The sequence below is a fragment of the Pseudoalteromonas sp. SG44-5 genome (assembly GCF_014164175.1).
Taxonomy (GTDB): Bacteria; Pseudomonadota; Gammaproteobacteria; order Enterobacterales; family Alteromonadaceae; genus Pseudoalteromonas; species Pseudoalteromonas nigrifaciens.
In genome coordinates this window covers 120,290-133,484 of sequence record NZ_JACJES010000006.1, presented here as the reverse complement: position 1 = coordinate 133,484, position 13,195 = coordinate 120,290, and the positions used below count along the sequence as shown (strand labels likewise).

Below are 13,195 nucleotides of genomic sequence, written 5' to 3'. Positions count from 1 at the left end.
AATGACATTAGTAGTAGCAGGATACAGACAAAGCAGTCTCTCTTGGGGAACACCCAGTACTTATGTGCCAGATAGGCGTTCAGGTATTTTTATGGTCGCTGACAGTATTATTAGTACTGTAACGGCAACAGGAAGAAAGCCTTTAGTCTCTGAGTTTAGAAAAATAATAGAAGTTCCGATTCATGTTTGGGAACCTCATTTTATTGGTGAAAACTTTCACGACTATATAAAAGTATTTAACTCTCACAAATGTTTAATCGCCTTTGCGGGCAGTACTCTAACAGCGCAGCACATAATCAACTGTATTACAGGTCATTTAGGGAAGCTAAGAATTGACTATAAATCAGGTGAGAAATTTGAATGTGTTGTTAGAAAAAGCTGCGATCCAAACAATTTGATATCAAATGGTAGATCTAGCATTTATGATGAAGATATCTTTATCCCAGATCGAGATTATCAAAATTTGTTATCTGCCGAGTTTGTCTCAGATGTTGTGGAGCATTCCATAAATAAGGCACTCGAATCGAAAATGAAACACGTCATAGACCAACAAGCCTTGGATGCAATGCGCACTGAAATTATGCTTGGTCTTACATGCCCGATAAAAAAAGTTGATCACCTTTACACATACTCATTTAGAATTAGAAATATCCCAGGAGGTGGGGTTGAAGCTTATTGCCAAAAGGATTTGGTACAAGCAAACGATATTGGCATCTTAGGAATGATTAATACCTATGGTCCACAGGCAAAAAATGTCGCTCAAAAAGCCATGACCACAGGCAATACATTACAAGAGGACATTACTGATTATGTAGTTCAAACAGTTAAAAACGATACTACATATGAAATTGGTTTTCCATTAGCAGTAAAAACTATTGATGGTAATCAAATAACTTTTAATTATATTAGATAATAACGCTTAAATAATTAATTCATATCCTCAAAAAAATAGAAAAGGTGAGCCACTAGGCTCACCTTTTATCCATTCGCAAACTTATTTATTCACGTTCGCAAACTTATTTATCATGAACAATAACAATTATTAATCGCGGTATGTCTCAACCGGTGGGCAAGCACACACTAAGTTGCGGTCGCCGTATACGTCGTCAATACGTGTTACGGTTGGCCAGAACTTGTTTTTAGCCACGCTTGCCACTGGGAATGCTGCGTAAAAACGGTCGTATGCACGGTCCCATTCGTTACCTAACACGTCGCCTTGGGTGTGCGGTGCAAACACTAACGGGTTGTTTTCGATAGACCATTCGCCAGAGATTACTTTGTCGATTTCGCTCTTAATTGACACCATTGCTTCGATGAAGCGGTCGATCTCAACCTTAGACTCAGACTCGGTAGGCTCTATCATTAACGTGCCCGCTACTGGGAACGACATAGTAGGTGAATGGAAACCGTAGTCTTGTAGGCGTTTAGCCACGTCCATTTCAGTAATACCCGACAACTCTTTAAGCGGACGCAAGTCAACAATACATTCGTGCGCAACACGGTTGTTACGGCCACGGTATAAAATTGGAAAGTGCTTGCTTAGCTCATGCGTTAAGTAGTTAGCATTTACAATTGCCATTTCAGTGGCTTGTTTTAAGCCCTCTGAGCCCATCATGGTAATGTAAGCCCACGAAATAGGTAAAATAGACGCTGAACCATATGGCGCTGCCGATACCGCTCCATTACCTTCGTTAGTACCTGGTACGTTAATAATGCTGTGGTTAGGCATAAATGGCGCAAGGTGCGATTTAACACCAATTGGGCCAACACCTGGGCCACCGCCACCGTGTGGAATACAAAAGGTTTTATGCAAGTTTAAGTGCGATACGTCTGAGCCAATAAAGCCTGGGCTAGTTACGCCAACTTGCGCGTTCATGTTTGCGCCGTCCATGTAAACTTGGCCGCCGTGCTGATGAATAATATCGCAAATTTCACGAATTGTTTCTTCGTATACGCCGTGTGTAGATGGGTAAGTGATCATAATACACGATAAGTTTTCGGCTACCGCTTCTGCTTTCGCTTTAAGATCGGCCATGTCTACGTTACCGTTTTTATCACAATCAACCACCACAATTTTCATGCTGGCCATTTGTGCCGACGCTGGGTTAGTACCATGCGCCGAGCTTGGAATTAAACATACGTTACGGTGAGCGTCGCCGCGTGACTCGTGGTATTTACGAATGGCAATTAAGCCTGCGTATTCACCTTGAGCACCTGAGTTAGGTTGCAATGAAACCGCATCGTAACCGGTAATGTTTACCAACCAATCATGCAGTTCGCCCATCATAATTTGATAGCCTTGTGCTTGATCTAGCGGGCAAAATGGGTGCAAGTTTGAAAATTCAGGCCAGGTAATTGGGATCATCTCAGCAGTCGCGTTTAGTTTCATAGTACATGAACCTAACGAGATCATTGAGTGATTAAGCGCTAAGTCTTTGTTTTCTAGGCGCTTAATATAACGTAGCATTTCAGTTTCGCTGTGGTACGAATTAAAGTTAGGGTGCGTTAATACTTCGTCATCACGCTCTAAGCTTGCTGGAATTGACGTGCTGCCATTGTTTTCAATATCGGCTGCAATTGCATCAACACTTAGGCCATGGCCTTCGCCTAATACAATATCAAATAACTGCGCTACGTCTGCACGTGTGGTGGTTTCTGATACGGCAATTGAGTATTCGCCATCGCGGTTAGTAGCAAAGTTAACACCGCTTGCTAGTGCACGCGCAATAACGTCGGCTTTGCTATCGCTTACTACCGTTAGGGTATCAAACCAGGTGTTGTGTTTAAGGCTCACGCCTTTAGCTTGTAAGCCTGCAGCTAAAATATCGGCAAAGCGATGAATACGCTGAGCAATAGTTTTTAAGCCTTGTGGGCCATGGTACACAGCGTAAAACGCTGCCATGTTGGCAAGTAATACTTGCGCGGTACAAATGTTTGAGTTGGCTTTGTCGCGGCGAATGTGTTGCTCACGCGTTTGCATTGCCATACGCAGTGCATCGTTACCTAAACGGTCTTTAGATACGCCAATAATACGACCTGGTAATGAACGTTTGTACGCGTCACGTGTTGCAAAAAATGCAGCATGTGGGCCACCGTAACCCATAGGTACACCAAAACGCTGCGCCGAACCTAATACTACGTCTGCGCCTAATTTACCCGGTGCTTTTAATAGTAATAAACTCATAATGTCGGCAGCAACACAGGCAATTGCCTTTTTGCTTTGTACGCCAGCAATTAGGTCGGTAATGTCTACCACTTCACCAGTTGTTGATGGGTATTGAAATAACGCGCCAAAAATCTCATGGTTAACAGCGTCGGCTGCTTTGCCAACAATTATTTCAAAACCAAACTGCTCGGCGCGGGTGCTTACTACGTCAATTGTTTGTGTGTGTACGTCGTCGGCAATAAAAAATGCATTGGCTTTTTTCGCTTTAGATACACGTTTTGCAAGGCCCATAGCCTCTGCTGCAGCGGTTGATTCGTCAAGTAACGATGCACTTGCTAAATCTAGGCCGGTTAAATCTAGGGTCATAGTTTGAAAGTTAAGTAGCGACTCTAAACGCCCTTGCGCTATCTCTGGCTGATATGGAGTGTACGCAGTATACCAACCTGGGTTTTCTAGTACGTTACGTAAAATTACGTGCGGTACATGTGTTGGGTGGTAGCCTTGGCCAATATACGATTTGAAAACTTTATTTTTGCTTGCTACTGACTTTAAGTAGCTTAGTGTTTCAACTTCGGTGCGGCTTTCGCCCACGGTTAAAGGCTGCTCAAGGCGAATACCTGCAGGTACAGTTTGACCGATCAGCTCTTCAACACTCGATACTTCAAGCGCGCTAAGCATATCGCTTACTTGCGCTGGGCTTGGCCCAATATGGCGGCGAATAAAATCTTGCGTTTGCTCTAACTGCTCAAGAGATTTGGCGTTTGACATGTGTCCAGATTCCTATGATCCAAAAAATGTGATTATTACTAATGGGTAACCAGCAATAACTTAAAATTAATATGATTTAATAACTTACAGTGTATGGAAAGGTAAGCAGCAAAATCATAAAAGCCCCAATGTTTTAAATAATGGGGCTTTTTACTCACTAAAGATTAATCTTCGTCAATAGTGTTTGCGTAGTCTTCTGCATTTAGTAGGTTTTCAAGCTCAGACTCATCTGATGCTTTAATGCGAAATAACCAGCCGTCACCAAACGCGTCGGTGTTAACTGTTTCTGGTGCGTCTTCTAGCTCTTCGTTAATTGCAACAATTTCGCCACCAATTGGTGCGTAAATGTCTGATGCTGCTTTTACCGATTCTGCTACTGCACACTCTTCGCCTGCATCTACTTCGTCGCCTACTTCTGGAAGTTCTACGAATACCATGTCGCCAAGTAACTCTTGCGCATGTTCAGTAATACCAACAGTAAACGTACCGTCACCTTCGTTGCGAACCCACTCGTGTGAAGAGGCATACTTTAACTCGCTAGGGATATTGCTCATTTTGTTTTGTCCTTTGGTTTATATTGGGTGATAGCACCAAAATTAAATTTATTTATACTTTAAAGTATTGATTTACCGTTACGTACAAAGCCAGGCTTTACTACTTTTACGGTAACTAATTTTTTACGCATTTCTACCTGAGCGGTGTCGCCCGTTGAACGTGGTACACGTGCAAGCGCTACACTGTAACCCAGTGTTGGTGAAAAAGTGCCAGAAGTAATAACACCTTCGCCACCATCAACAATTACTTTAGAGCCACTGCGCAAGATACCTTTTTCTTCTAGCACTAGGCCTACTTGTTTATCAGTGCTTTGGTCGGCGCGTTGTTGTACTAGTACATCACGGCCAATAAAGTCACGACTTTGTGGTTCCCATGCAATAGTCCAAGCCATGTTAGCCGCTAGTGGCGATACGCTTTCGTCCATATCTAGGCCATAAAGGTTCATGCCCGCTTCTAAACGTAGCGTGTCGCGTGCGCCTAAACCTGCTGGTGCAACTCCTGCGTCTAACAGTTGTTGCCATAAATCGGCAGCTTGCTCTTTTGGCACTACAATTTCGTAACCGTCTTCGCCAGTATAACCCGTTGTGGCAATAAATAAATCACCTGTTTGCACGCCAAAAAACGGTTTCATACCCTCTATTGCTGCATTTTGCTCAGCTGTTAATAATGTGGCAGTTTTAGCTTTAGCGTTAGGGCCTTGCACTGCAATCATGCCAAATTCGTTACGCTCTGTAACGGTAACGGCAAAATCGGCTGATATTTTAGCAAGGTGAGCTAAGTCTTTTTCGCGGGTTGCTGAGTTAACAACTAGGCGATAAGAGGTGTTACTGAAAAAATAAATTATTAAGTCGTCAATTACGCCGCCTTGCTCATTTAGCATTGGGGTATATAACGCTTTACCAGGTACGGTAAGTTTAGCAACATCGTTTGCTACTAGTTTTTGTAAAAATGCTTGTGCTTGCTCGCCTTGTATATCAACAATGGTCATGTGCGATACGTCAAACATACCGGCATCGTTGCGTACTGCATTGTGCTCTTCTATTTGCGAACCGTAGTTAATTGGCATTTCCCAGCCATGAAAATCAACCATTTTAGCGCCCGCTTCAAGGTGCTTAGCATAAAGTACTGTTTTAGAAGTCATGATATTCCTTCACTTTTAAATTAACCCAGTTATTTGGGCGTGGCCTCAATTTAATGAGGGGGAATAATATGGCCTGCGTTTAACGCCTGCCAAATTGTAATTAAACACAGCCAAATATTAATACTAAGCTGTGAGCACCCAAGTTAGGGTGAATATTTTACGCTGCAGCGCCTTGAATAAGGGCAAAGCCTTGGGCTTCCATATACTCTTGCCACTTTTGCAGCTCAGGAGTTTTAGCCACCAGTACAAATTGTTGCTGGTCGTTTTTATTTATGGCTGTGATAAATACGTCACCGCTTTGCGTACCGTAACATAATTGTGCATCTGAAAGACGTAAACCCGGCGTTAATTTAAAGGCTTCTACAATTGAGTCAAAGGCATTACTGCCGCTTAAAATAAAGCTTGCTAGGTCAGTACGCATAACATAATCAATGTCATAACGCAGTTGTTGCTCGTTTATAAGTGCTTGTAATTGCAGACTTGCGCAGTGCGGTAATATAAATCTAAAAGCAGTTTCGCTAAAGCAGTAAACGGCATAGCTATAATCAGAATTAAAATCGCCATCAAGGGTGCCAATTAAACCCAAACCACTGGCAGTTAACTTAGTTAAATCGTGGCCTAGTATATTACTTAAAAATACCGAGGCTTCTGTGCCGCTAAAGTCTATTACAACGTGGTTGTTGCTGGCCTGCAAAGAATTAATAACCGCGCTGTTAGCTTTGCTATGGCGGGCAAACATAATGGGGCTAAAAGTCATAACAAACACCTATCAAACTTATAATATCAAAAGTATATTGCTCCCGCTGTACAACAACAAATTGTAATTATTAATCAATTGATAAATAATGCTTATATATATGGCGATATTAATTGTGATTTTAAATATGAAAAACATTTCAACAGATAGTTTACGCACTTTTGTAATGGTAGTAGAGGCTAGCGGCTTTGCTAAAGCCGGCGATTTACTTGGCTTATCGCAACCTGCGGTTAGCCTGCAAATAAAGCGCTTAGAAGATTTGCTCGGTTATAAATTATTTAAAAAACAAGGCCAACGCCAAGTGCTTAATCAATATGGCGAGCTATTATTGCCAATGGCTAAACAAATGATGCAACACAACGATGCCATTTTGCAGCTATTTACCTCAGAAAGTATTACCGGCCGAGTACGTTTGGGTATTCCAAGCGAATTTGCAGCGCGTATTTTACCCTCTATTATTGGCGACTTTGTAGCTTTATACCCTGAAGTATCACTGGAAGTTAAATCGCGTTTAAGTAAGCATTTATTATCGCAAGAACGCCAAGATCAGTTTGATTTAGTACTGGCACTCAACGAGCAGCTCGACTCGGAGCAATTTCCTATTTTTAAGCAAGATCAGCTGGTATGGGTGGGCGACTTGTCGCTGGCACAAAACGACACTGTTACTTTGGTTACCGCTCCCGAGGGGTGTATTTACAGACGCCGAGCTATAGAGGCGCTAGAAAGGTCGGGAATAAAGTATCGTATTGTGTATAGCAACGCCGATTTAACTGGGCTTATTGCTGCGCTAAAAGAAGGCTTAGGCATTACAGTGCTGGCTAAAAGTACTGTACCAAACGAGCTAAACTATCAACTTAAAACCAAATTTTTACCATCCTTGGGTGATATTGGTATTAGCTTAGTAAAAACGGCCAGTGAGCCAGAAAATGCCGTTTTTAAACTGGCCGAATTTATAAAACTTCGCTTAGGCTAACCTGCTTTATACACATACTAGCCAACAAATCTTCATATATTAAAAGTTATATATATGAAGATTTTTAGTTATAAAAACTTACATACGTAAACGCTGAATAACATTGATTCTCATTCGTTAACGTGTTTAAATTGCGCCTATTTAGTTAATTGACCCAATTTAGGATAGTCTCAATGGCACATAAGTTTTTAGTATCTACCCTTGCAACTGCGGTTGCCTTGTCTATTAGTGCAACTGCAATGGCAAAAGATATGGGTAAGGTAGAGCGTAACTTTGAACAAATTACAGTTATAGGCTCACAACAAGCTATTAACGATATTCCGGGCTCTGCAACGTTTATTTCGGATGCTGAGCTGCAAAAATTTGAATTTACCGACATTTCTCGTGTTTTAGCCTCTGTACCTGGTGTTTACGTACAAGAAGAAGACGGCTACGGCCTGCGCCCTAATATAGGTATGCGCGGAACTGGCACTGGTCGTAACGACAAAATATCAGTAATGGAAGATGGTGTACTTGTAGCACCTGCGCCTTACTCGGCTCCTTCGGCTTATTACTTCCCTACTATGGGCCGCATGGAGTCTATTGAAGTATTAAAAGGTGCTGCATCGGTTAAATATGGTCCACGTACTACAGGCGGCGTTTTAAACTTATTATCGCGCAGCTTACCAACCGAGCCTAATAGCTCAACAGGTATGCTTGATGCTGCCTTAGGTAGCGATGGCTACTATAAAGGCCATGCTTATTTTGCCAAAGAAAAAAACAATACCGCGGGTTTAATTGAAGTATTTACCTACGGCGCAGATGGTTTTAAAGACCTGCCAGTTGGCGATGACAACACCGGCTTTGAAAAAACTGACTTACTATTAAAGTTAGGCCATACATTTGGTAAAAATGACGCGCATAACCTTGAGCTAAAAATTAAGTATTCAGACGAAACATCAGACGAAACTTACATGGGCTTAACCGATGCCGATTACCAAGCAACGCCATACCGTCGTTATGCGGCATCGCAAAATGATGAAATGAATACCCGTCACAATGCTTATCAACTTAACTATGCATATCGCTTTGGTGCAGGTTACGAACTACTTGCTACGGCATATTTAAACGACTTTCATCGTAACTGGTATAAAGCCAGTAAAGTAAGCGAAAGCTACCTTGAGCAATACAGCGAATTTGAAGCCAACCCTACCGCACAAGGTATTGAAGGCATTGCTATAAAAGCAAATAACCGCGACTACCAAGCTAAAGGTATTCAGTCTGAGCTGCATATCCCTGCTGGCAATCACTATATAACTGTGGGCATGCGTTACCATGAAGACGAAATGGATCGCTTTCAGTGGCAAGACGAGTACACGCTTAATCAAGACTTAAGCATGACACTGACAGAGCGCGGAGTTCCGGGTTCTGACAGTAACCGCGTAGATAGTGCCACTGCACGTACTTTATTTATTCAAGACGAATGGACGCTAGATGCATTAGTGATCAGTGCAGGCCTGCGCTTCGAAGACATTACGATTACCCGTGAAGAGTGGGCAAAGTCGGATCCTACACGCAGCAATGGTTTAACTAAAAATGTGTCGAACGACACTGATATTTTAGTGCCGTCACTCGGTGCAACTTACACAGTAAACGACAACATCACTCTACTTGCTGGTATTCAACAAGGTTATGCGCCAGCCGCGCCGGGTAATGCCGACCAAGAAGAAGAAAAAAGTGTAAATATTGAATTTGGTTCACGCTATAACGTAAGCGGTATTAATGGTGAAATTATTGCGTTTTATTCTGATTACGACAACATGCACGGTAATTGTACTGCCGCTGTAGGGTGTAGCGATGAGAACATTGGCGATCAATATAACTATGGTGAAGTAGCTGTTTCTGGCGTTGAATTTAGTGCAGGCCATACTTTTAACACCGATACTGTTATGTTCCCGGTTAAGCTAACTTACACCTACACCGATTCTGAATTTAAAAACACTTTTGATTCAGAAATTTGGGGCACAGTAGAAAAAGGCGACGCTATGCCTTACGTGCCAAAAAACCAAGTAGCACTCTCTATGGGTGCTGAATTATCAGCATTTGTTGTACACAGCCAACTGCGCTATGTATCTGACTCACATGCAGATTTAACCGACTCTGGCTTAAATGCTATTAATAGCCGTGTGGTATGGGATTTAGCCGCTAAATACCGCATCGACGACAATCAAAAAGTATACTTAAGCGTTGATAACTTGTTTGATAAAACCTACATTGCTAATCGTGCTAATGGCGGTATCCAACCAGGTAAGCCTCGTACCCTACAGTTGGGCTACACTTACAGCTTTTAAGCTGGTTAAACGGCTCACTAACAGCGGTAATAATTTTTTATGCAGGAAACACTACACATCTAAATTATTGCCTTGTTATTGAACCGTTTATAACAACCGCATTAAATTACGAACACAAAAAAACCGAGGTTGAATTTTCAACCTCGGTTTTTTTATTGCTTCAACGAGCCAGTTAATAACTTAGTTATTAACGCTACGTTGGCGTAATACTTCAAATAAACAAATACCTGTGGCTACCGATACGTTTAAGCTTGAAACCGTTCCCGCCATAGGTATTTTAACTAACAAGTCGCAATGCTCGCGGGTTAAACGGCGCATGCCTTCGCCTTCGGCACCCATAACAATAGCCATTGGCCCTGTTAAGCTGGCATCAAATACGTGGTTATCTGTTTCGCCTGCAGTGCCTACAACCCAAACACCAGCGTCTTTAATTTCGCGCAATGTACGTGCAAGGTTAGTAACCTGAATAAGCGGTACTGTTTCGGCTGCGCCACAGGCAACTTTACGCGCTGTGCCGTTAAGCTTAGCTGAGCGATCTTTAGGTACAATTACAGCATGTACGCCAGCGGCGTCGGCACTACGTAAACATGCACCTAAGTTATGCGGATCAGTAATGCCATCAAGCACTAACAAAAATGGAGTATCTTCACGTGCAATAATCGCATCAAGATCTTTTTCGTTAAACGTTGGTGCTGCTTTTACGTTGGCAATAATACCTTGATGCTGCTCGCCTTTTGATTTGCTATCAAGGGCTTTGCGTTGCATGTACTGTACTGAAATACCAAATTTAAGTGCTTCATCAATAATCGGGGTTGAGCGTTTATCGTCACGCCCTTTAAGCGCGTAAATTTCTACAAAACGCTCTGGTTCGCTTGCTAAAATCGCTTCAACAGAATGAAAACCAAAAATTAATTCATTACTCACGTATTTTCTGCTCCTGGGGTATTACGTTTGCGGGCATTTTTGCCTACTCTTTTAGGCTTTTTAACGGCCTTTTTTTTCGGTTTTTTATTTGCTGTGGCATCTACTGCTTTTTTGTCAGCTGGTTTAGTTGCCGACTTATTTGCAGGTTTACCTTTATCTTTGCTTGCTGGCCTTTTTTTACCTTTAGGTTTTTCATCGCCATGCGATTTTTTACCCGGTACTTTGCCTGCTTTTAACTGTGAACGTACACTCGCAGGTGCATGCTCAGATTTATCAGTGCCTTTTGGCCCACGGCGGCGCGTGTATCGGTCTTGCGCTTTATCGCCTTTAAGGGTTAAGTTTATGCGTCTGTCTTCTAAGCTAACCGATGCAACACTTACCGTTACTTTATCGCCAAGGCGATATACTTTGTGCGTTTGCTCGCCTATTAAACAATGTTTTGCGGCATCATGGGCAAAAAACTCATTGCCTAAGTTGGCAACATGAATAAGGCCATCAATTTGCAAATCATCTAAACGAATGAATAAACCAAAATTGGTTACCGATGAAATAACACCATCAAACTCAGTGCCAACGTGATCTTGCATAAACTCACATTTTAACCAATCGGCTACTTCGCGAGTAGCATCGTCGGCGCGGCGCTCTGTGGTAGAACACTGCTCACCTAACTTATCTACTTCGTCATCTGTGTATGCGTATTCGCCTGAAGTATGTTGGCCTTGTGCTTTTAGTACCGCTTTTATAGCTCGATGCACTACTAAGTCGGGGTAACGACGAATTGGTGAAGTAAAGTGCGCATAAGCAGATAAGGCTAAACCAAAGTGGCCTATGTTATCTGGTTGATACACAGCTTGCTTCATTGAGCGCAGCAGCATGGTTTGAATAAGCTCTGCTTCTGGGCGATCGCCTAAACGAGCTAGCACTTGAGTAATTTCTTTAGGTGTTGGCTCGTCGCTTAACGTGCTCTCAATACCAAGTTCGCCTAAAAACTTAGTAAAGTTACCTAGTTTTTCGCTATCTGGCTCGTCATGGACACGAAATAGCGCGCTGGCTTCGTGTTTTTCAAGTAATTTAGCCGCCGATACGTTGGCTAAAATCATACATTCTTCAATAAGTTTGTGCGCATCGTTACGAATAACCGGCACTATCGATTCTATTTTACGCTGTGCGTTAAATACAAAACGAGTTTCGAGAGTTTCAAACTCAATTGCACCACGCTCTTGGCGAGCCGATTTAAGCGCTAAATACATTTGCTGTAAATCGGTTAAATGTGGCACTACATGCGCATATTCTTTACGTAGTTTTTCATCGTTTTGTAAAATGGCATTTACTTTGGTGTAAGTTAAACGTGCATGCGAATTCATTATCGCTTCGTAAAACTTATAACCCGAAAGCTTGCCCGAATCTGACACTGTCATTTCGGCAACCATACATAAGCGATCAACTTCAGGGTTAAGCGAACATAAGCCGTTAGACAATACTTTAGGCAGCATAGGAATTACTTGCTCAGGAAAATACACTGAGTTACCGCGCTCTATGGCTTCTTTGTTTAGCGGGGTGTTCATACCTACGTAATGCGACACATCGGCAATAGCAACCCATAAACGCCAACCACCTGACTTTTTAGGCTCACAATAAACGGCATCATCAAAGTCGCGTGCGTCTTCGCCATCTATGGTTACTAAAGGTAGGTCGCGTAAATCTACGCGGTTTTGCTTGTCAGCCTCGTCAACAAATTCGCCAAGGTGGGCTACTTGCGCTTCAACTTCTTCAGGCCAAACGTGCGGAATATCGTGGTTACGCAGGGCAACTTCTATTTCCATACCTGGGGCTAAATGCTCGCCAAGTACGTCAATTACTTTACCTACCGCGTTCATATTTCGGGTGGGGTTTTGCGTTATTTTAACTTGCACCATTTGGTTATGGCGCGCGCCGTTTTCGCTTCCCGGTAAAATCATTATGTCTTGGGTAATACGCGGATCTTCGGCAACCACTACGGCAATACCATGCTCAACAAAATAGCGGCCAACAATAGGCGCGCGCTCGTTGGTAAGTACTTTTATAATACGTGCATCGCATTTTGAGCCAGAGCCACGTTTAGTGCCTTTAGCAAGTACAATGTCGCCATGTAACACCATGTTCATTTGGTGCTTAGCAATAAACCAATCTTTATTCTCGCCTTCAACTTCTAAAAAGCCAAAACCGTCTCTGTGGCCTACTACTTTGCCTTTAGTTAAACCGGCTTCGTCAATTAGGGCGTAACATTTATGCTTATTAAAATACAGCTGACCGTCACGTTCCATAGCACGAAGGCGGCGTTTAAATGCGATTTGCCGTTCTTCATCGTTTACCGCTAGTTCTTCACATAACTGTGCATAGTTAGCAGGTTTTGAACGCTCTTGAAGGTGAGTAAGTATAAACTCACGGCTAGGGACTGGGTTTTCGTACTTTTCTTGTTCTCGACTGAGATTTGGATCTTGGTTTGACATTCACTATCTTGTTAGTTTGGTTATGTAGGTATTTTAACCCATATAGCTAAAATGAGACAGGTAAAAGCTATTAAACTTTTAATAAAGCACTT

The 13,195-nt window shown here is 42.4% G+C and carries 9 protein-coding genes; 3 read left to right on the top strand and 6 right to left on the bottom strand.

The window, feature by feature from the left end:
- Position 1 precedes the first annotated feature (1 nt).
- Positions 2-913, top strand: coding sequence for a hypothetical protein (locus H5079_RS09250; RefSeq protein WP_182683936.1), 912 nt, complete (start codon positions 2-4; stop codon positions 911-913).
- Between the two features lie 129 nt (positions 914-1,042).
- Here the strand turns inward: H5079_RS09250 and gcvP are convergent, their stop codons facing one another.
- The 4 genes from gcvP to H5079_RS09230 form a co-directional block, all read right to left on the bottom strand.
- Positions 1,043-3,934 carry an aminomethyl-transferring glycine dehydrogenase gene (gene gcvP / locus H5079_RS09245; protein ID WP_182683935.1) on the bottom strand — a complete coding sequence of 964 codons (2,892 nt, stop codon included), beginning with the start codon at positions 3,932-3,934 and terminating at the stop codon, positions 1,043-1,045.
- A 164-nt stretch (positions 3,935-4,098) separates the two neighbouring features.
- Positions 4,099-4,488 carry a glycine cleavage system protein GcvH gene (gene gcvH / locus H5079_RS09240; RefSeq protein ID WP_011329122.1) on the bottom strand — a complete coding sequence of 130 codons (390 nt, stop codon included), beginning with the start codon at positions 4,486-4,488 and terminating at the stop codon, positions 4,099-4,101.
- A 59-nt stretch (positions 4,489-4,547) separates the two neighbouring features.
- Complete coding sequence (gene gcvT, locus H5079_RS09235) at positions 4,548-5,630, bottom strand: glycine cleavage system aminomethyltransferase GcvT (protein WP_011329123.1); 1,083 nt, start codon at positions 5,628-5,630, stop codon at positions 4,548-4,550.
- 157 nt (positions 5,631-5,787) lie between these two features.
- The gene (locus H5079_RS09230; RefSeq protein ID WP_182683934.1) at positions 5,788-6,387 is read right to left on the bottom strand and encodes a hypothetical protein; all 600 of its coding nucleotides are present in this window, start codon (positions 6,385-6,387) and stop codon (positions 5,788-5,790) included.
- Between the two features lie 127 nt (positions 6,388-6,514).
- Here H5079_RS09230 and H5079_RS09225 point away from each other — a divergent pair, with 127 nt between their 5' ends.
- Positions 6,515-7,360, top strand: coding sequence for a LysR family transcriptional regulator (locus H5079_RS09225; protein ID WP_011329125.1), 846 nt, complete (start codon positions 6,515-6,517; stop codon positions 7,358-7,360).
- A 173-nt stretch (positions 7,361-7,533) separates the two neighbouring features.
- Complete coding sequence (locus H5079_RS09220) at positions 7,534-9,690, top strand: TonB-dependent receptor domain-containing protein (RefSeq protein WP_086993267.1); 2,157 nt, start codon at positions 7,534-7,536, stop codon at positions 9,688-9,690.
- Positions 9,691-9,870: 180 nt separating this feature from the next.
- Here the strand turns inward: H5079_RS09220 and rlmB are convergent, their stop codons facing one another.
- Together rlmB and rnr are read right to left on the bottom strand one after the other, a co-directional pair.
- Positions 9,871-10,614 carry a 23S rRNA (guanosine(2251)-2'-O)-methyltransferase RlmB gene (gene rlmB, locus H5079_RS09215; RefSeq protein ID WP_011329127.1) on the bottom strand — a complete coding sequence of 248 codons (744 nt, stop codon included), beginning with the start codon at positions 10,612-10,614 and terminating at the stop codon, positions 9,871-9,873.
- Positions 10,611-13,103, bottom strand: coding sequence for a ribonuclease R (gene rnr / locus H5079_RS09210; protein ID WP_011329128.1), 2,493 nt, complete (start codon positions 13,101-13,103; stop codon positions 10,611-10,613). Before rnr ends, rlmB begins: the two co-directional genes overlap by 4 nt.
- Between the last annotated feature and the right edge of the window lie 92 nt (positions 13,104-13,195).